A 21,735-nucleotide genomic window follows, 5' to 3' on the forward strand; every position below is an offset into this window, starting at 1 on the left:
GTACGGCCGGCCGGCTCGGTCAGGCGAGGCCGAGTTCCTTGTCGATCAGGTCGAAGATCTCGTCGTCCGTCGAGGCCGCTTCGAGGTCGGCGTCGGCGTCGGTGCCGTCCGCGTCCCCGTCGTGGGTGTCCTCGGCGGTGTCGTCGAGCTTCCATTGCAGTGCCTTGAGGCGGGCGGTCAGGCGGGCGCGGCCGTCCGCGTCGAGGGCGGAAGCGGCGCCGGCCGTCAGGGCCTGCTCCAGGTCGTCGAGTCCCGGCAGGAGCGGGCTGTCCGGCTCCGCGCCGCCGGCGGACGCCAGTTGTGCGCGCAGGTGCCGGGCGAGGGCCAGTGGGGTCGGGTGGTCGAAGACCGCTGTCGTCGGCAGCCGGAGCCCGGTCTCGGCGTTCAACCGGTTGCGTAGTTCCACGGCGGTGAGCGAGCTCATGCCCAGGTCGAGGAAGCCGCGTTCGGCCTCGATCGAGGCGGGAGAACCGTGGCCGAGGACGGTGGCGACGTGGCCGGTGATCAGCTGGAGCAGCAGCGCGTCGCGCTTGGCCTCGCCGAGTCCGGTCAGCCGCTCCGTGAAGCCGCCGTCGTGCCGGGTCCGATCCGCCGGGGTGGCGGCCCCGGGTGTGCTCGCGGACCTTCGTATCACCGTCCGTACGGGGGTGAGTCCGCGGAGCAGTGCCGGGGTGCGACCGGCGGCCGCCAGGGCCCACGGGTCGAGCCGTACGGGAACCAGGACGGGACGGTCGACGGCCGCGGCGGCGTCGAGCAGGCCGAGTCCTTGGCCCGCCGAGAGCGGCAGCATTCCTGAGCGTGCGAATCGGGCGACATCCACGGGATCCAGCCTGGACGTCATTTCACTGGAATCCCCCCAGTATCCCCACGCGAGGGAGACCGCGGTGAGGCCCTGGGCGCGGCGTCGGTGGGCGAGGGCGTCGAGGAAGGAGTTGGCTGCGGCGTAGTTGGCCTGGGCGGGTCCTCCGATGACTCCGGCGAACGAGGAGAACAGGACGAAGGCGGACAGTTTGGCGTCCCGGGTCAGCTCGTGCAGGTGCCAGGCGGCTTCGGCCTTCGGGCGCCATACGTGGTCCAGGTCCTCCGCGGTGAGGTTCTCCAGGAGGCCGTCCTGGAGGACGCCGGCCGCGTGGACCACGGCGGTGAGCGGGTGTTCGACCGGGATGGCGGCGAGTGCGTCGGCGAGGGCGTCGCGGTCGGCCGCGTCGCAGGCGGCGATGGTGACGGCCGCCCCCATGCGGGTGAGCTCGTCGCGCAGTTCCTCGGCGCCCGGGGCGGCGGGGCCCCGGCGGCCGGTGAGCAGCAGGTGCCTTACGCCGTGCTCGGTGACCAGGTGCCGGGCGACGAGGGCGCCGAGGGTCCCGGTGCCGCCGGTGATGAGGACAGTGCCGTCACCGTGCGCGTCCCACTCCCAGACCGGGACGGCCGAGGGGTCCTGCGGGGGTGCGGTGCGTCGGAGCCTCGGCACGGTCACCGTGCCGGTGCGCAGGGCGAGCTGGGCTTCGTCGGCGGCTGCGGCGGCCGCGACGGCACCCGGCAGCGCGCGCTCGGAGGCCGGGTCGCCGTCGGTGTCGACGAGCAGGAACCGGCCCGGGTGCTCGGCCTGCGCCGAGCGGATCATGCCGTGGACGGCGTGGTCGGTGAGCGCGGCGTCATCGCCCGAGGTGACGAGCACCAGCCGGGAGTCCGCACAGCGCGGATCGGCCAGCCATGCCTGGGTGAGGTGCAGCATCGCCCGTACGGGGGTGCTGTCGGCGCCGTTCTCGCGGTCTCCGGACGCGGGCAGGCGCAGCAGCACGGTGTCTGCGAAGGCGTCCGTGTCCTCGGCCCTGAAGGCCTCCAGCAGGGCGGGCAGTCCGGTGAAGGACTGTAGGCCGGTGGCCGGTCCGGCGAGGGCGTCGGGGGCCCAGTCCGGCTCCGTCCAGGCGGTTTCGAACAGTGCCTGGGGGTGCTGGGGAGCGGCCGCGGCCGGGGCGGTGGTGACGGCGCCGACCGTGAGGACGGGCGCACCCGTGGCGTCGGCCGCCGTCAGGGACAGGGTGTTGTCCTGGGCAGGGGTGATCCGTACGCGCAGGAGAGCGGCGCCGGTGGCCGTGAGGTGCACCGTGCGCCAGGCGGCGGGCAGTTCGACTCCTCCGGACCGGGTGGCGGCCATGGCCAGCAGGGTCTGGAGCAGGGCGGGGTGGATCCGGAAGCCCGGGGCGGTGGCGTGCTGGTCCTGGGGCAGGGCCACTTCGGCGAGGGTGCTGCCGTCGTGAGCCGTCCAGAGCGCGCGGACGGTGCGGTGGAGCGGTCCGGGGGCGTAGCCGCCTTCGGCCAGGACGGTGTACAGCTCCTCGATGTCGGCCGGGTGGGCGTCGTGCGGCGGCCAGGCCGTCGCGTCGAAGGGCTCCTCCACGGTCACGGCGGCCTGGGCGAGCGTGCCGGTGGCGTGGCGGGTCCAGTCCGCTTCGGCGGTGGTCCGGGCGTGGACGGTCAGCCGGCGGATACCTGCCTCGGCCGCTCCCACGGTCAGCTGGATTTCCGCGGTGCCGTCCTCGGGGACGGCCAGCGGGACCAGTTCGGTGAGTTCCTCGATCGTCGCGCAGCCGGCCTCGTCGGCGGCCCGGACCGCCCAGTCGAGCAGGGTGGTCCCGGGGACGACGGTGGAGCCGTGGACGGTGTGGTCGGTCAGCCACGGATGTGCGGCGGCGCCGATCCGGCCGGTGAGGACGAGGGATCCGTCCCCGTCGGCGAGCCGGACGACGGTGTCCAGGCCTGCTGGGTCCGCCGGGCCGTCGGCCGTCGCGGCCGGGGCGGCGTCGAGCCAGTAACGGGTGCGCTGGAAGGCGTACGTGGGCAGGTCGGCGGCCCGGCCGCCGGTGAGGATGCCGCTCCAGTCGACCCGTACGCCGTGCACGTGCGCCTCGGCGAGCGAGGTCAGCATCCGCTCCGGGCCGCCGTCGTCGCGGCGCAGCGAGCCGAGGGCCAGCGCGTCCGTCCCGGCGGCGGCGATGGTGTCCTCGATGGCGGCGGTCAGCACCGGGTGCGGGCTGGACTCGACGAACACGTCGTGGCCTTGGGCGAGGAGGGTGCGCAGGGCGTCCTCCAGGCGGACGGTGCGGCGCAGGTTCTCGTACCAGTAGGCGGCGTCCAGAGCCGTGTCGGCGTCGATCCACTCGCCGGTGAGGGTGGAGAGGAAGGGGATGCGGGGTTCGCGGGTCTCGATGCCGGCGAGGTCGGCGAGGACGGTCTCCCGGATGCGTTCCACCTGCGCCGAGTGGGAGGCATAGTCGACGGGGATCTTCCTGGCGCGTACGCCGTCCCGGGTGCAGGCGTCGACGAGGGCGTCGAGGGCGTCCGGCTCGCCGGAGACCACGACGGAGCCGGGGCCGTTGACCGCGGCCACGGAGATCCGCTCGCCCCAGGTCGTGAGGCGGGCGAGGACGTCCTCGTGGGATGCGGCGACGGAGACCATGCCGCCGTGGCCGGAGAGCCCGGCGGCGATGGCCCGGCTGCGCAGGGCGACCACGCGGGCGCCGTCCTCCAGGGAGAGGGCACCGGCCACGCAGGCGGCGGCGATCTCGCCCTGGGAGTGGCCGACGACCGCGGCCGGGCGGACGCCGTGGGCCTGCCAGAGCTCGGCGAGCGCGACCATCACCGCCCAGAGGGCGGGCTGGGCCACGTCGACGCGGTCCAGCGACGGGGCGTCCCGCTCCCCCCGCAGTACGGCGGTCAGGGACCAGTCCGTGTGCGGGGCGAGGGCCTGCTCGCAGGCGGCGATGCGGGCAGCGAACTCCGGTGAGGAGCCGAGGAGTTCGGCGCCCATGCCGGCCCACTGGGAGCCCTGGCCGGGAAAGACCAGGACGGTCTTGCGGTCGCGGCCGGAGGTGTGCCGCCCCTGGACGAGGCCGGGGGCCGGGGTGCCGTCTGCGAGGGCGGACAGCGCGGCCCGCAGGGTGCCGGGACCGGCGGCGGTGACGACCGCGCGGTGTTCGAGGACGGCCCGGCGGGTGGCCAGGGATGCGGCGAGGTCGAGCGGCGCGGCCTGGCTCCCGCCGGGGGTGTCGAGGTGGGTGAGGAGGGCGGCGGCCTGCCCGCGCAGCGCGGATGCACTCCGCGCGGACAGCAGCCAGGGCAGGGCCCGGTCGGACTCCGCGTCCGCCGCCTCGGAGGTGGCCGGGGCGGCGGCCGAAGCTGCCTGGGGCGCGGCGGGGGCGTCGCCTGCCGGGGCGGCCGAACCTGTCGCGGCGGGGCCCTGTTCCAGGATCACGTGCGCGTTGGTGCCGCTGATTCCGAAGGAGGAGACTCCGGCCCGGCGCGGGCGGCCGTCGGGCGTCGGCCAGGCGGCGGCCTCGGCCAGAACGCGTACGGCGCCCGCCGACCAGTCCACGTGCGGGGTCGGCTCGTCGGCGTGCAGCGACTTCGGCAGTGTGCCGTTCCGCATGGCGAGCACCATCTTCATCACGCCGGCGACGCCGGCCGCGGCCTGGGTGTGTCCCAGGTTGGACTTGACGGAGCCCAGCCTCAGCGGCCGGTCCGCTTCCCGGTCCCGGCCGTAGGTGGCGAGCAGGGCCTGCGCCTCGATCGGGTCGCCGAGCCGGGTGCCCGTGCCGTGTGCCTCCACCGCGTCGATGTCGGCGCCGGTCAGGCGGGCGTTGGCCAGGGCCTGGCGGATGACCCGCTGTTGCGCGGGCCCGTTGGGGGCGGAGAGCCCGTTGGAGGCCCCGTCCTGGTTGACGGCCGAGCCGCGTACGACTGCCAGCACCTGGTGGCCGCTCCGTACGGCGTCCGAGAGGCGTTCGAGGACGAGCAGGCCGGCGCCTTCCGAGAAGCCGGTGCCGTCGGCGGCTGCCGAGAAGGGCTTGCAGCGGCCATTGGCGGCGAGTCCGCGCTGCCGCGAGAAGTCCACGATGATCACCGGGGAGGACATGACGGTCACACCGCCGGCCAGGGCGAGCGAGCATTCACCGGCCCGCAGCGCCTGTGCGGCCATGTGCAAGGCCACCAGGGAGGAGGAGCAGGCGGTGTCGACGGTGACGGCCGGACCTTCCAGGCCGAGTGCGTAGGAGACACGGCCGGAGACGACGCTGACGGCGTTGCCGGTGTTGACGTATCCGGCGAGCGCCTCGGGGATGTCGGCGCCGCGGCTCATGTAGTCGCTGGAGGACAGTCCGGCGAAGACGCCGGTCCGGCTGCCACGCAGCGACCTGGGGTCGATGCCGGCCCGCTCCACTGCCTCCCACGCGGTTTCCAGCAGCAGGCGCTGCTGCGGGTCCATGACGGTGGCCTCGTTGGGGCTGATGCCGAAGAAGTCCGCGTCGAACTCGGCGGCGTCGTGCAGGAATCCGCCTTCGAGGGTGCGGGAGGCGTCCGGGTGGTCGGGGACGGAGTCGTAGAAGTGCTCCAGGTCCCAGCCCCGGTCCGTGGGGAAGCCGCCGATGGCGTCGGTGCCGTTGGCCAGCAGGGTCCACAGGTCCTCGGGGGAGCGGACGCCGCCCGGGTAACGGCAGGCCATGCCGACGATGACGACGGGGTCCTCATCCGTGGCCGCCGGGGCCAGGGCCGTGGGCACCTCGGCCGCGGGTACGGCGTCGGTCAGCAGGCTGCCGAGGTGTTCGGCGAGGGCGACCGGCGTCGGGTGGTCGAAGACCAGGGTGGCGGGCAGCCGCTGCCCCGTCGCGGTGCCCAGCCGGTTGCGCAGTTCGACGGCGGTCAGCGAGTCGAAGCCGAGGTCGCGGAAGGCCTTCCCGGCGTGGATCAGGCCGGAGTCGGTGTGGCCGAGTACGGCGGCCGCGTACGTGGTGACGAGGTCGACCAGTACGGTCTGCCGTTCCGCGGCGGGCAGCGCGGCAAGCCGCTTCCGCAGGTCGCCGCCGGGGACGGCGGTGCCCGCTCCGGCCTCGACGGCGCGCCGGGCAGCCGTGCCCCGGAACAGGGCCCGCAGGATCGATGGCAGCGCCTCCGGGGCCCGGCGGCGCAGGACGGCGTGGTCCAGGCGCAGCGGTACGAGCAGCGGCCGGCGCGCGGCGAGCGCCGCGTCGAACAGCGCGAGCCCGTCGCGCGTGGCGATCGGCAGCGCTCCGGTGGACCGGGCCCGGCCGCGGTCGGCGTCGTCGAGGTGTCCGGTCATCTCGCTGGCCTGGGCCCACAGGCCCCAGGCGAGGGAGGTGGCGGGCAGGCCGGCGGCCTGGCGGTGGCGGGCGAGTCCGTCCAGGAAGGTGTTGGCGGCGGCGTAGTTGCCCTGCCCGGCGTTGCCGAAGGTTCCGGCCGCCGAGGAGAACAGGACGAAGCCGGCGAGGTCCAGGTGCCGGGTCAGTTCGTGCAGGTTCCAGGCGGCGTCCGCCTTCGGGCGCAGTACGGTCCGCAGCCGCCCGGGGGTGAGGGAGGTGACCACCCCGTCGTCGAGCACACCGGCGGCGTGTACGACGGCGGTCAGCGGGTGGGCGTCGCTGACGGAGCCGAGCAGCGCGGTGAGCGCCGTACGGTCGGCGGCGTCGCAGGCGGCAAGGGTGACCTCGGCGCCCAGCTCGGCCAGTTCGGCCCGGAGTTCGGCAGCGCCGGGACTGTCCGGGCCGCGGCGGCTGGCGAGCAGCAGGTGCCGCATTCCGTGTTCGGTGACGAGGTGGCGGGCGAGGGCGCGGCCGAGTTCTCCGGTGCCGCCGGTGATGAGGACGGTGCCGTCGGGGTTCCACGGGCGGGGCACGGTGAGGACCACCTTGCCGGTGTGGCGGGCCTGGGAGACGTACCGGAAGGCGTCCGGGGCGTGGGTGACGTCCCATGCGGTCACCGGGAGCGGGCGCAGGGCGCCTTGCTCGAAGAGGGCGACGAGCTCGGTGAGCATCTCGCCGATCCGCTCGGGGCCGGCTTCGGTCAGGTCGAAGGCGCGGTAGAAGGCGCCGTGGTGGTCGCGTGCGACGTCGGCGGCGTCGCGGATGTCGGTCTTGCCCATCTCGATGAGCCGGCCGCCGGGTGCCAGGAGGCGCAGCGAGGCGTCGACGTATTCGCCGGCGAGGGAGTTGAGGACCACGTCCACTCCCCGGCCGTCGCTCGCCGCGCGGAAGGCGTCCTCGAAGTCGAGGGTGCGGGAGGAGGCGAGGCGGTCGGCGGGCAGGCCGTCGCTCGCGGTGCGCAGCAGGCGCTGTTTGGGCTCGCTCGCGGTGCCGTAGACCTCGGCGCCCCACAGGCGCGCGAGCTGGGTTGCGGCCATGCCGACGCCACCGGCGGCGGCGTGGACGAGGACGGATTCGCCCTCGGTGAGGCCCGCGAGGTCGCGCAACGCGTAGTACGCGGTCAGGAAGACGACGGGCGCGGCGGCGGCCTGGGCGAAGGTCCAGCCCGTCGGCATGCGGGTGATGACGCGGCGGTCGGCGACGGCGAGGGGGCCGAAGCCGCCCGCGACCATGCCGAAGACGCGGTCGCCGACGCGGAGGCCGGTGACGTCGGGGGCGGTCTCGACGACCAGGCCGGCGGCCTCGGAGCCGAGGAATTCGGCGCCGCCCGGATACATGCCGAGGGCGTTCAGGACGTCCCGGAAGTTGAGCCCGGCGGCGCGGACCTCGATCCGTACCTGGCCCGGTTCGAGCGGCGCGGCCGCCTGCGGCGCGGGCAGCAGGGCCAGGTGGTCCAGGCTGCCCTTCTCGGGGATGTCCAGCCTCCAAGCGGCTGCGCCGTCGGGCGCGGTGAGCGCGCCCGAGGCGTGGGTACGGGCCAGGCGGGGTGCGTACGCCGCTCCCTGGCGCAGCGCCAGCTGGGGCTCGCCCCCGGCGGCGATCGCCGCGGGGAGGGCCCGCCAGGAGGCGGGGTCGTCGTCGAGGTCGGCGAGGACGATCCGGCCGGGGTTCTCGGTCTGGGCCGAACGCAGCAGGCCCCACGCGGCGGAGCCGGACAGATCGGTGACGGCGCCGCCGGGGTCGGGGCTGACGGCTCCCCGGGTGACGACGACCAGCCGGGTCGCGTCGAACCGTTCGTCGGCCAGCCAGTCCAGGAGAGCGGCGAGCACCCCTTCGAGGATGCCGGCGGCCTGTCCCGCCGGGTCGGCCGCGTGGCGCGGGAGGGCTTCGGCCGTCAGCAGCACCACGTCCGGCGTGCCGGTGTCGGGCAGTGCGGCCAGGGTGTCCCAGCGGGCCAGGGCTGCCCCGCCCTCGGTGAGGGCGGCCAGTTCCGCGGGCTCGGAGCCGAGGATCGCCCAGCGGGCGGCCCCGGCCGAGCTGGTCGGGCCGGCGTGCGCCGTCGGGGCCGTCGGCAGCGGGGTCCACTCCAGGTGGAACAGGGCGTCGCGGACCGTGCGGGAGACGGCGTCGGCGGCGCCGAGGGTGGCGGCCGTGACCGGCCGTACGGCCAGGGCGTCGATGGTGGCGACCTGGCGGCCGAGCGGATCGGCCATCAGGACCGACACCGCGCCGGGTCCGGCGGGGCTCAGGCGGACCCGCAGGGCCGTGGCGCCGGTGGCGTGGAGGGTGACCCCGGTCCAGGAGAAGGGGAGACCGGTGCTGCCTTCGGCGTTGCTCAGCGGGCCGAGTCCGGCCGCGTGCAGCGCCGCGTCCAGCAGGGCCGGGTGGATCCCGAAGCGGTTGGCGTCGGCGAGGGCCGCCTCGGGCAGGGCCACCTCGGCGTACACGTCCGCGTCGAGCCGCCAGGCCGCCCGCAGGCCCTGGAACACCGGGCCGTATTCGTAGCCTTCGGCGCGCAGCGACGCGTAGTAGCCCTCGGTCTCCGGAGCCGGCTCGGCCCCGCGCGGGGGCCAGGCGGTGAACGCCTCGGTGGCGGGCTCGGCGCCGGGCGCGGCGAGCGTGCCGTCGGCGTGGTGGGTCCACTCCGCTTCCGGTGCGTCGTCGGGCCGGGTGTGGACGGTGACGATCCGCAGCCCGGCGGCGTCAGCGGCGCCGACCGCGATCTGCACCTGGATGCCGCCGTGTTCGGGCAGCAGGACGGGCGCGTGCAGGGTCAGTTCCTCGACCCGGCCGCAGCCGAGCTCGTCGCCGGCCCGGACGGCCACCTCGACGAGCGCGGCGCCGGGCACGATGACGGTGCCGCCGACCGCGTGGTCGGCGAGCCACGGGTGGCTGCGCAGCGACCAGCGGGCGGTGGCGACGAGCTCGTCGCCGAGGGCGATCGGCAGCGCGGCGCCGAGCAGCGGGTGGTCGAGGGAGCCGAGTCCCGCCGAGGCGACGTCCCCGGCTCCGCCGGTGGCCGGGCGCGGCCAGTAGCGGCGGTGCTGGAAGGCGTACGTGGGCAGGTGCGTCGGGGCGGCGGGGCGCGCGACCCCGGCGGCCTCGAAGAAGGCCGCCCAGTCCACGCGGGTGCCGTGGTTGCGGGCGTCGGCGAGGGACAGCGTGAACCGGGCGAGGCCGCCCTCGTCGCGGCGCAGGGTGCCGGTGGCGGCCGCGGCGGAGCCGACGGCCTCGATGGTCTCCTGCACTCCGGTCGTGACGACGGGGTGCGGGCTGACCTCGATGAACACGCGGTGACCGGCGTCGAGCAGGGCGCGGGTGGCCTGCTCGAACTCGACGGTGCCGCGCAGGTTCGCGTACCAGTAGGCGGCGTCCAGCAGGGTCGTGTCTACGGGGGCGCCCGTGACGGTGGAGTAGAGGGGGATGCGCGCCGCGCGGGGTGCGACGGGCGCCAGGGTGGTGCGGAGTTCCTCCTCGATGCGGGTCACCTGCGCGGAGTGCGAGGCGTAGTCGACGGGGATCCGCTTGGCGCGTATGCCGTCCCGGGCGCAGGCGTCGAGCAGGGCGTCCAGGGCGTCGGGCTCGCCGGAGACCACGACGGAGGAGGGCCCGTTGACGGCCGCGAGGGAGAGCCGCTCGCCCCAGGGCGCCAGCCGTGCGCGTACCGCGTCGGCGGGCTGGGCCACGGACACCATGCCGCCCTGCCCGGACAGGGCGGTCAGGGCCTGGCTGCGCAGGGCCACGACACGGGCGGCGTCGTCCAGGGTGAGGGCGCCGGCCACGCAGGCGGCGGCGATCTCGCCCTGGGAGTGGCCGACGACCGCGGCCGGGCGCACGCCGTGCGCCTGCCACAGTTCGGCGAGGGAGACCATGACGGCGAACAGCACGGGCTGGACCACGTCGACGCGGTCGAGCCCGGGAGCGCCTTCGGCTCCGCGCAACACGTCCATGAGGGACCAGTCGGTGTACGCGTCGAGGGCGGCGGCGCACTCGGCCATGCGGGCGGCGAACACCGGCGAGGTGCCGAGCAGTTCGAGCGCCATGCCGGACCACTGGGAGCCCTGTCCGGGGAAGACGAAGACGGTGTCGCCGTCGCTGTCGGCGGTGCCTGCGAGGACGGCGGGCGATGCCTGGCCCCGGCCCTCGGCGAGGGCGTCCAGGCCGGCGAGCAGGGTGGTGGCGTCGGCGGCGACGACGGTGGCGCGCTGCGTCATCGCGGTGCGGGTCGTCGCCAGCGCGTGTGCCACCCCGGCCGGCTCGGTGGCGGCCCCCGCGCCGCGCAGGTGCTGCGCCAGCCGCGCGGCCTGCGCGGCCAGCGCCGCCGGGGACTTGGCGGACAGTACGTAGGGCAGGGCGGGGATCGGCTCCGGCCGGCCAGCCCTGGCGGCCGGTCCGCCGAGGGCACGTTCGGCTCCCGCGACCGTCACCGGCTCGCGTCCCGGTACGGCCTCGCCGGAGGTCACGGCCTCGGCTCCGACCCCAGCCCCGGGCACTGTGCCGGGCCCGGACGCCGGGGTGGCGCCCTGTCCCGCCCCGGTCGAGGAGGCCACCAGCGGCAGCGGGTCGGCCGCCTCGAGGATGACGTGGGCGTTGGTGCCGCTGATGCCGAAGGAGGAGACGCCCGCCCGGTGCGGGCGGTCCACCGCCGGCCAGGCGGTGGGGGCGGCGAGGAGTTCGACGGCGCCCGCCGACCAGTCCACGTGCGGGGACGGCGCGTCGATGTGCAGGGACTGCGGCAGCATGCCGTTGCGCAGGGCCAGGATCATCTTGATGACACCGGCGACACCGGCGGCGGCCTGGGTGTGGCCGATGTTGGACTTGACGGAGCCGAGGAGCAGCGGCCGGTCCGCCGGGCGCTCCTGCCCGTACGTGGCGAGCAGGGCCTGGGCCTCGATCGGGTCGCCGAGCCGGGTTCCGGTGCCGTGTGCCTCCACCGCGTCGACCTCGTCGGCGCGCAGTCCGGCGTCGGCCAGGGCCTGGCGGATGACGCGCTGCTGGGAGGGCCCGTTGGGGGCGGTGAGCCCGTTGGAGGCGCCGTCCTGGTTGACGGCGGAGCCGCGCAGCACGGCCAGGACGGAGTGGCCGTTCCGGCGGGCGTCGGAGAGGCGTTCCACCAGCAGCAGGCCCACGCCCTCCGCCCAGCCTGTGCCGTCGGCGGCCCCCGCGAACGGCTTGCAGCGCCCGTCGGGTGCGAGGCCGCGCTGACGGGAGAACTCCACGAACATCTGCGGGGTCGACATGACGGTGACACCGCCGGCCAGGGCAAGGGTGCATTCGCCGCGGCGCAGCGCCTGCGCGGCCAGGTGCAGGGAGACCAGCGAGGACGAGCAGGCGGTGTCCACGGTGACGGCCGGGCCTTCGAACCCGAAGGCGTACGACACCCGGCCGGATACCACACTGGCCGCGTTGCCGGTCATCAGGTGTCCGGTGACGTCGTCCGGGGCGGTACCGAGGACCTGCTGGTAGTCCTGGAAGTTGGAGCCGACGAACACGCCGGTCGCGGTTCCGCGCAGGGTGTCGGGGGCGATGCCGGCCCGTTCGACGGTCTCCCACGCGGTCTCCAGCAGCAGCCGCTGCTGCGGGTCCATGGCGAGGGCCTCGCGGGGCGAGATCCCGAAGAAGTCGGCGTCGAAGCCGGCCAGGCCGGTGAGGAAGCCGCCTTCGCGGACATAGCTGGTGCCCTGGTGTTCCGGATCCGGGTGGTAGAGCCCTTCGGTGTCCCAGCCCCGGTCCGTGGGCAGGTCCGAGACCCCGTCGCCGCCCCGGGCGAGCAGCTCCCAGAACTCCTCCGGGGAGCCGACGCCACCGGGGAAGCGGCAGGCCATCGCCACGATGGCGATCGGCTCGTCGGTCTCCGCCCGTACCGCGACGGCGGCGTCGGCCGGGCCCGCCGTGTGCCCGTCCAGCAGTTCGGCGCGCAGGTGCGCCGCCACGGCGGCCGTGGTCGGGTGGTCGAAGAGGAGCGTGGCGGGCAGGCGCAGACCCGTGACGGCGGTGAGCCGGTTGCGCAGCTCCACGGCGGTCAGGGAGTCGAAGCCGAGTTCACGGAACGCCCGGTTGACGTCGACGGTGCCTGCGGAGGCGTGCCCGAGGACGCGGGCGATCTCCTCGCGGAGCAGGTCGGTCAGGACGCGCTCCTGCTCGGCGGCTGTCATCAGGCCGAGCAGACGCTCACGCAGCGGCGAGGTGCCTCCACCGGCCTTCTGCGCGGTCTGCTCCAGGCGGCTGCGTACCTCGGGCAGGTCGCCGACGAGCGGGCTGGGCCGCGCGGCGGTCAGGGCCGGTGCGAGCGTGTCCCAGTCGATGTCGGCGACGGTCACGCAGGCGGCGCCGCGTACGAGGGCCTGCTGGAGGGCGGCGAGGGCGAGTTCGGGATCCATCGGGGCCATGCCGCTGCGGCGGATGCGGTCGGCGAGGGCGTCACTGCCGACGGCCATGCCGGCGTCGGCCCACGAGCCCCAGGCCACGGAGGTGGCGGGCAGTCCGGCGGCGCGGCGCTGTTCGGCGAGGGCGTCCAGGTAGGCGTTGGCGGCGGCGTAGTTGGCCTGTCCGGCGTTGCCGAGCACACCGGCGATGGAGGAGAACAGCACGAACATCGACGGCTGTGACCCGCCCTGCGGGTCACGGGTGAGTTCGTCCAGCAGCCGGGCGGATTCCGCCTTGGCGCGCAGCACGGTCTCGAACCGCTCGCCGGTCAGCGCGTCGAGCACTCCGTCGTCGAGGACGCCGGCGGCGTGCACGACACCACTCAGCGGAAGATCGGCGGGAACGTCCGCGAGGAGGGCGGCGAGTGCGTCGCGCTCGGCGGTGTCGCAGGCCACGACGGTCACCCGGACGCCCGACGCCTCCAGCTCGGCGGCCAGTTCGGCCGCCCCCTCGGCCGCCGGGCCCCGGCGGCTGGTCAGCAGCAGGTGCTCGGCGCCCGCGCCGGCCAGCCAGCGGGCGACGCGGCCGCCCAGGGCGCCGGTACCGCCGGTGACGAGGACGGTGCCGCGCGGGGCGGTCCATGCCTCCGTGTCACGGGCGGGGACGACGCGGGCGAGGCGCCGCGCGTACGTGCCGGAGGCCCGTACGGCGATCTGGTCCTCGGCCGTGCCCGCGCCCAGCACGCCGGCCACCCGGGCCGCGAGGTCGCGGCCGTCGGGGGCCGCAGGGAGGTCGATCAGCCCGCCCCAGCGCTGCGGGTACTCCAGCGCCGCGACCCGGCCCAGCCCCCACGTCTGGGCATGGACGGGCGCCGCCGGCGGCTGCGTGCCGTCGACGGACACCGCCCCGCGGGTCAGGCACCACAGGGGCGCCTCCCCTCCGGCGGCCTCCAGGGCGCGCAGCAGGTCGACGGTGGCGAGGAGTCCGCGCGGAACCGCCGGGTGGGCGGGGTGCGCGCGCTCGTCGAAGGCGAGGAAGGACAGTACGCCGGACACCGGCTCGGCCGTGGCGGCCAGGGCCGTACGGACCGACTCCGCGAGGGAGTCGGCTCCTTCGGCGGCGGGCACGACGAGACACTCCACGCGCGCACCGAGGTCGTCGAGACCGGCGAGCAGCGCGGCGAGGGGCTCGTCGTCCGCCGCATGGTCGGGTACGACGGCCAGCCAGCCGGAGGGGAGCGCGGTGGCGGGACCGTCGGGGGCGGCGGTCCAGGTGGTGCGGTAGGCCCAGGCGTCGGTTGCGGCGCGGGTACGCCGGTGGGCGCGCCAGGCTCCGAGGACGGGGAGCAGGTCGTCGAGGGATGCCTGGGCGGGAGCGCCTTCGATCCCGAGTACGGCGGAGGCGGCGGCGAGGTCACCGCGTTCGGCGGCCTCCCAGAAGGCGGTCTCCACCGCGTCGACGGCGGCCGTCGAACTGCCGCCGCGCAGCAGGTCCGTTCCGCCGCTCGGGGGCCAGTAGCGCTGGTGCTGGAAGGCGTAGGTGGGCAGCTCGACGGGACGGGCATCGGTGCCGGCGAAGAACGCGGACCAGTTGACCTCGGCGCCGTCGACGTAGAGCCGGGCCGCGGCCTGGAGGACGGACGTCTCCTCGTCGCGGTTCTTGCGCAGGAGGGGCACGAGGACGGCCGATCCGTCGGTGACGGTCTCGGCGGCCATGGCGGACAGGACCCCGTCGGGGCCGAGTTCCAGGAACCGCCTCACGCCTTGCTCGTGCAGGGCCCGCACACCGTCGGCGAAACGCACCGCCTCGCGGACATGGCTCACCCAGTACTCCGGGTCGCACAACTCCTCGGCTGCGGCCACCAGCGGAATCACGGGCGCGGAGAAGGACAGCCGCGACACCACGGCGCGGAACTCGTCCAGCATCGGGTCCATCAGCGGGGAGTGGAACGCGTGCGAGACCCGGAGACGGGTCACCTTGCGCCCCAGTCCTTCGAAGTGGGCCCGTACGGACTCCACTTCCTCCTCCGCGCCGGAAACGACCACGGCCGAAGGGCTGTTGACCGCGGCAATCGACGCGAACTCACCGAGCAGTGGCAGGACTTCGTCCTCCGTCGCCGATATCGCGAGCATGGCACCGCCCTCGGGCAGTGCCTGCATCAGTCGGCCACGCGCCGACACCAGCGCGCACGCGTCCGCGAGCGAGAACACCCCGGCCACGTGGGCCGCGGCCACCTCGCCGATGGAGTGACCGGCCACGAAGTCCGGCTTGACACCCCAGGACTCGACGAGACGGAACAACGCCACCTCGACCGCGAACAGCCCGGCCTGGGCGTACATGGTCTGGTTCAGCTCATCGGCGTCCTCGCCCCAGACCACATCCCGCACCGGGACATCCAGCTCCGCACACACCGCGTCGAAGGCTTCCGCGAACACCGGGAAGCGGGCATACAGTTCCCGGCCCATGCCGAGCCGCTGGGAACCCTGCCCGGTAAACAGGAACGCCGTCTTGCCGCCCCGCGCCCGGCCCTCGATGACCTGCTCGCCGTTCAGCACGACAGCCCGGTGGGCGAAGACCGACCGGCCGAGGGTCGACAGACCCACATCCACCGGCCGCAGACCCGCATCCTCCACGTACGACCGCAGCCGCGCGACCTGGCCGTGCAGCGCCTCCTGCGTCTTGCCGGACACCAGCCACGGTACGACGCCCGGAACGGCTTCCCCGGCCGTCTCCACGTCCGCCGACTCGAACTGCTCCAGCACCACATGCGCGTTCGTCCCGCTGATACCGAACGAGGACACACCCGCCCGCCGGGAACGCCCCGACTCCGGCCATGCCCGCTCCTCCGACAGCAGCTCCACCTCGCCCGCCGACCAGTCGACGTGCGAGGACGGCGCGTCCACGTGGAGCGTCCGCGGCAGTACCCCGTGTCGCATCGCCATGATCATTTTGATGATCCCGGCGACACCGGCCGCCGCCTGCGCGTGCCCGATGTTCGACTTCAAGGACCCCAACCACAACGGCCGGCCCTCCGGACGGTCCTGACCGTAGGTCGCGATCAGCGCCTGCGCCTCGATCGGGTCACCCAGTGTGGTGCCCGTACCGTGGCCCTCGACCACATCCACATCGGCCGAGGAGAGCCCCGCGCCCGCCAGTGCCTGCCGGATCACCCGCTGCTGCGAAGGACCGTTCGGAGCCGTCAGACCATTCGACGCGCCATCCTGGTTCACCGCGGAGCCACGAACGACCGCCAGCACCCGGTGACCGTTGCGCACCGCATCCGACAGCCGCTCCAGCACCAGCATGCCCACGCCCTCCGACCAGCCGACCCCGTCGGCCGTGTCCGCGAAGGAACGGCAGCGCCCGTCCGGGGACATGACGCGCTGGCGGGAAGACTCGACGAAAGTGTTCGGGGTGGCCATGACGGACACGCCGCCGGCCAGCGCGAGCGAGCACTCCCCCGCCCGCAGGGCCTGGGCGGCCCAGTGCAGGGCCACGAGCGAGGACGAGCAGGCCGTGTCCACCGTCACCGCCGGACCTTCGAAGCCGAAGGTGTACGACACACGGCCGGAGGCGATGCTCGGACCGGTGCCGTTGGCGCGGAAGCCGTCGAACTCGGTGGCGGTGAGGAGGTTGGCGTAGTCGCTGTACATGACGCCCGCGAAGACCCCGGTGCGGCTGCCGCGCAGCGACACCGGATCGATGCCGGCCCGCTCCACCGCCTCCCAGGTCGCCTCCAGCAGCAGCCGCTGCTGGGCGTCCGTGGCCAGGGCCTCGCGCGGGCTCATGCCGAAGAAGTCGGCGTCGAACTCGGCCGCGCGGTGCAGGAATCCGCCCTCGCGGGCGTACGTGGTACCCGTGTGCGCCGGGTCCGGGTGGTAGAGGCCGTCGGTGTCCCAGCCGCGGTCGCCGGGGAACCCGGAGATCGCGTCCGTCCCGTCCGAGACCAGCCGCCAAAGGTCCTCGGGGGACTCGACGCCCCCGGGGTAGCGGCAGGACATGCCGACGATGACGACGGGGTCCTCGGCGAGGGATCCCGTGGCCCGCCCGGCCGGCAGGGCTGCGGTTTCGGCGTCCGCCGCGAACAGTTCGTCCAGCACGAAGCGTACGAGCGCCTCTGCGGTCGGGTAGTCGAAGACCACGGTGGCGGGCAGCCGCAGTCCGCTGACCGTGCCGAGCCGGTTGCGCAGTTCGACGGCGGTCAGGGAGTCGAAGCCGAGGTCCTGGAAGGTGCGGGACGCGTCGACGGTCTCGGAGCCGGCGTAGCCGAGTACGAGCGCGATCTGCGCGCGGACGAGGTCGAGCAGCGCCTCGCGCCGCTCGTCCGGACCGAGGCCGGTCAGCCTTTGGAGCAGCACGGAGGCGGCCCCCGAGCCGGTGTTCACCGACCGCCGGTTCCGGGTGCGGGGCCGGATCAACCCGCGCAGCAGGGCGTGGATCTCGTCCTGGACCCGCAGCGCGGCCAGGTCCAGCCGGGCGGTCAGGGCGAGGGCACGGCCGCCGGTCAGCGCCGCGTCGAACAGGGCGGTGCCCTGGTCCGGGGTAAGGGCCGGCATGCCGGTACGGGCGATGCGCAGGAGGTCGGCTTCGGAGAGCGTGCCGGTCATTCCACCGGCCTGGCTCCACGGGCCCCACGCCAGGGACACGGCCGGAAGGCCCGCCGCTCGGCGGTGCACGGCCAGCGCGTCCAGGAAGGCGTTGGCGGCGGCGTAGTTGGCCTGACCGGGCCCGCCGAACAGGCCGGACGCGGAGGAGAAGAGCACGAAGGCGGTGAGGTCGAGGTCCCGCGTGGCCTCGTGCAGGTTCCAGGCGGCGTCCGCCTTGGGCCGCAGGACGGCCGACAGGCGCTGCGGGGTCAGCGAGTCCACCACACCGTCATCGATGACACCGGCCGTGTGGACGACGGCCCGCACCCGGTGCCGGGCGACCAGTTCGGCCACCGCGGCGGAATCGGCCACGTCGCACGCCTCGATGACGGCCTCGGCTCCCCACGCAGCCAGGTCCGCGACGAGTCGGTCCGCTCCCTCGGCGGCCGGGCCGCGCCGGCTGACCAGCAGCAGTCTGCGTACGCCGTGTTCCGCCACCAGGTGCCGGGCCAGGATCCGGCCCAGACCACCCGTACCGCCGGTGATCAGGACCGTACCCTCACCCGCCCACACGGGTCCGGGCTCCGTCGCGTCCACGCGGGTGACCCGCGGCGCGAACAGTTCGCCGTCGCGCACGAGAACTTGCGGCTCGTCCACGGCCAGTACGGCCTCCAGCAGACCGGCGGGCTCCTCGCCCTCCACGTCCACCAGCACGAACCGGCCAGGCTGCTCCGACTGCGCCGACCGCACCAGACCCCACACCGCGGCAGCGGCGAGATCCTCGCCCGCTACCGCACCCCGGGTCACCAGCACCAGCCGCGACGCCTCCGGCAACTCCTGCACCAGAGACAGCACCCGCGCCGACAGGGCGTGCACCGACTCCACCACATCGCCGTCACCGTCGCCCGAGAGCCGGACCACCGATACGTCCGGTGCCACTGCCACCGGCTCCGGCGCGCGGACCGGCACCCACTCCACTCCGAACGCCGGGGCCCGGTCCGCCGTACGAGCGGAATCGACGGGACGCAGCAGCAGCGAGCCCACCGACATCACGGGTCCGCCCGCCGCGTCGGCGACCGCCAGTGCGACCGAGTCCTCACCCGTGCGGGTCACGCGGACCCGGACCGACGCGGCGCCGGAGGCGTGCAGGGCCACGTGCTCCCAGGAGAACGGCACCACGCCCTCCTCGATGCCGTGGTACGCCGATACGTGCAGCGCGGCGTCCAGCAGGGCCGGGTGCAGGCCGAACGCTTCGGCCTCCCCCGCCCGCGCGTCCGCCGACGGCAGCACCAGCTCGGCGTACACCGCGTCGTCCGTGCGCCAGGCGGTGCGCACGCCCCGGAAGAGGGGCCCGTAGTCGAAGCCGCCTGCCGCCATCCGGTCGTAGAGGCCGCTCAGGTCGAGCGGTTCGGCGCCGGCGGGCGGCCACTCGGATCCGTCGAAGGGAGTGATCGTCGCACCGTGGGCGAGCACACCGGTGGCGTGCTCGGTCCACGGCTCTTCCGGGTCTTGGCCGGGCCGGGAGTGGACGTTCAGGGTCCGGCGCCCGCCCCCGTCCTGCTCTCCCACCCAGATCTGCACCTGCACGCTGCCGTGCTCCGGCAGGATCAGGGGTGCGGCCAGGGTGAGTTCCTCGACCACGTCACAGCCGACCTCGTCGCCCGCCCGGAGTGCGAGTTCGAGGAAGGCGGTGCCCGGCAGCAGTACCGCGCCGTTGATGACGTGGTCCACGAGCCAGGGGTGGGTCTGGGCGGACAGCCTGCCCGTGAGCAGAAAGCCGTCGGACGCCGCGAGTTCGACGGCGCCGGTGAGCAGCGGGTGGTCGGCGGACTTCAGACCGAGTGCCTCGGCGTCGCCGGTGTCCCTCCGGGCCTGCAGCCAGAACCGTTCGTGCTGGAAGGCGTAGGTGGGAAGGTCGGCCCGGGTGGCGCCGAACGGGGCGAAGAAGGCGGCCCAGTCGATGTCCACGCCGCCGGTGTGCAGCCGGGCAAGCGCGCGGACGAGCGAGGTCTCCTCGTCCGTGCCCTTGCGCAGGGCGGGTACCAGAACGGCGCGGTCGCCGCCCGCGGTGTCGGCGGCCATGGCGGACAGCACGCCGTCCGGGCCGAGTTCCAGGTAGCGGGTCACGCCCAGGTCCGCGAGGGTGCGCAGGCCGTCGCCGAAGCGGACGGCCTCGCGGACGTGGCGCACCCAGTAGTCCGGGGTGCACAGTTCCGTGGTCGAGGCGAGCTGTCCGGTGAGGTTGGAGACGAGCGGGATCGAGGGCACTCCGAAGGTGAGGCCCGCCACGACCGCGCGGAACCCGTCCAGCATCGGGTCCATCAGCGGCGAGTGGAAGGCGTGCGAGACCCGGAGGCGGGTCGTCTTCCGGCCCTGCGCCTCCAGGCGGGCGCGTACGGACTCCACCGCGTCTCCGGCGCCGGAGACCACGAGGGCCGACTGCCCGTTGACCGCGGCGATGGACACGGACTCGCCGAGCAGCGGGAGGACTTCCTCCTCGGTGGCCTGGACGGCGAGCATCGCTCCGCCCTCGGGCAGCGCGTCCATCAGCCGGCCGCGGGCCGCCACCAGCGCGCACGCGTCGGCCAGGCTGAACACCCCCGCCACGTGAGCCGCGGCCACCTCACCGATGGAGTGACCGGCCACGAAGTCCGGCGTCACACCCCACGACTCCACCAGCCGGAACAACGCCACCTCGACCGCGAACAGCGCGGCCTGGGCGAACACCGTCCGGTTCAGCGCATCCGCGTCCTCGCCCCAGACCACCTCACGCACCGGCACGTCCAGCTCCGCGCACACCGCGTCGAAGGCCGCTGCGAACACCGGGAAACGGGCATACAGCTCACGCCCCATCCCGAGCCGCTGCGACCCCTGACCCGAGAACAGCACGGAGAGGGGACCCTTGCCGACGAGGGCGGTGATGCCCTCGCCTTCCGCGAGGGCATCGAGGCCGGCCAGCAGAGCGGCGCGGTCCCCGGCCACGACAGCGGTCCGGTGTTCCAGCGCGGCGCGGGTGGTGGCGAGCGAGAAGGCGATGTCGGTCGCGCTCAACTCCTCGTGCTGCCGGACGTGCTCGGCGAGCCGTGCCGCCTGGGCCTGCAGGGCGTCGGCGGTCTTCGCCGAAAGCACCCAGGGAAACACGCCGGAGGCTTCGGCTCCACCGCCCGGCGTTGCCGCCGCGGTCGCGGTCTCGGTCGCGGCCGCCGGCTGTTCGAGGATCACGTGGGCGTTGGTGCCGCTGACGCCGAACGAGGAGACGGCCGCGCGTCGCGGCCGGTCCTCGCGCACCGGCCACGCGGCCTCCTGCGTGAGCAGCCGTACGCTGCCGGCCGTCCAGTCCACGTGCGGGGACGGCTCGTCCAGGTGCAGGGTCCCGGGGAGGATGCCGTGCCGCATGGCGAGCACGGTCTTGATGACGCCCGCGACACCCGCCGCGGCCTGTGTGTGGCCGATGTTGGACTTCATCGAGCCGAGGAGCAGCGGCCGGTCCGCCGGTCGTCCCTGGCCGTACGTGGCCAGGAGGGCGGTGGCTTCGATGGGGTCGCCGAGCCGGGTGCCGGTGCCGTGCGCCTCGACCGTGTCCACGTCGCCGGGCACGAGTGCGGCGTCGGCGAGCGCCCGGCGGATGACGCGCTGCTGCGAAGGCCCGTTCGGCGCCGTCAGGCCGTTGCTGGCGCCGTCCTGGTTGACGGCGGAGCCGCGTACGACGGCCAGCACCGGGTGCCCGGCCCGCAGCGCGTCGGACAGCCGCTCGACAAGGATGACGCCGGCGCCCTCGCTCCACGCGGTACCGTCGGCGGCGGCCGAGAAGGGCTTGCAGCGGCCGTCGGCGGCCAGGCCGCGCTGGCGGCCGAACTCCACGAACATCTGCGGGGTGGACATGACGGTGACACCACCGGCCAGCGCGAGCGCGCACTCGCCGCGCCTCAGCGACTGCACCGCCAGGTGCAGGGCGACCAGTGACGAGGAGCAGGCCGTGTCGACGGTGACGGCCGGGCCTTCCAGGCCCAGGACGTACGAGATGCGCCCGGAGGCGACGCTCACGGTGTTGCCGGTGAGCACGTGGCCTGCGACTTCCTCGCGGATCCGTCCGGTACCGGCGGCGGCCGCGGCGTCGTAGCCGCCGTGTCCGGCGCCGATGAACACGCCGGTCTGGGTGCCGCGCAGGGCGGGCGGGGAGATACCGGCGCGCTCGACCGCCTCCCAGGCCGTCTCCAGCATCAGCCGCTGCTGCGGGTCCATGGCGAGGGCCTCGCGCGGGGAGATACCGAAGAAGCCGGCGTCGAACTCGCCCGCGCCGTGCAGGAAGCCGCTCTCGCGCGGGTAGGCGGCGCCCCCTTCTCCTGCCGAATCGGCGGCTCCGTAGAAGCCGTCGAGGTCCCAGCCGCGGTCGGCGGGGAAGGCGGAGACGGCGTCGACTCCGCCGCGCACCAGCTCCCACAGCTGCTCGGGGGTGTCGGCGCCGCCCGGGTAGCGGCAGGCCATGCCGACGATGGCGATGGGCTCCCGGCTCTTCTCGTGCACCTCTCGCAGCTGCTCGCGCGTCTCGTCGAGGTCCGCGATGGCCCGCTTCAGATAGTCGCGAAGCTTCTGCTCGTTCGACATCAGGATGTCAACCTCTCGAGGTGAGA

1 protein-coding gene is annotated in these 21,735 nt (G+C 74.7%); it reads right to left on the reverse strand.

Annotation, left to right across the window (positions count from 1 at the left end; genetic code table 11):
- Positions 1–19: 19 nt before the first annotated feature.
- On the reverse strand, positions 20–21,709 hold the full coding sequence (locus tag ACIQK6_RS08055) for a type I polyketide synthase (protein WP_402694516.1): 21,690 nt from the start codon (positions 21,707–21,709) through the stop codon (positions 20–22).
- Positions 21,710–21,735: the final 26 nt, after the last annotated feature.

It is taken from the genome of Streptomyces sp. NPDC091682 (assembly GCF_044756625.1).
In the GTDB taxonomy this organism is placed as follows: domain Bacteria; phylum Actinomycetota; class Actinomycetes; order Streptomycetales; family Streptomycetaceae; genus Streptomyces.

Coding starts and splice junctions, on each gene's coding strand:
- ACIQK6_RS08055 (WP_402694516.1), bottom strand. CDS start 21,709: ATGTCGAACGAGCAGAAGCTTCGCGACTATCTGAAGCGGGCCATCGCG.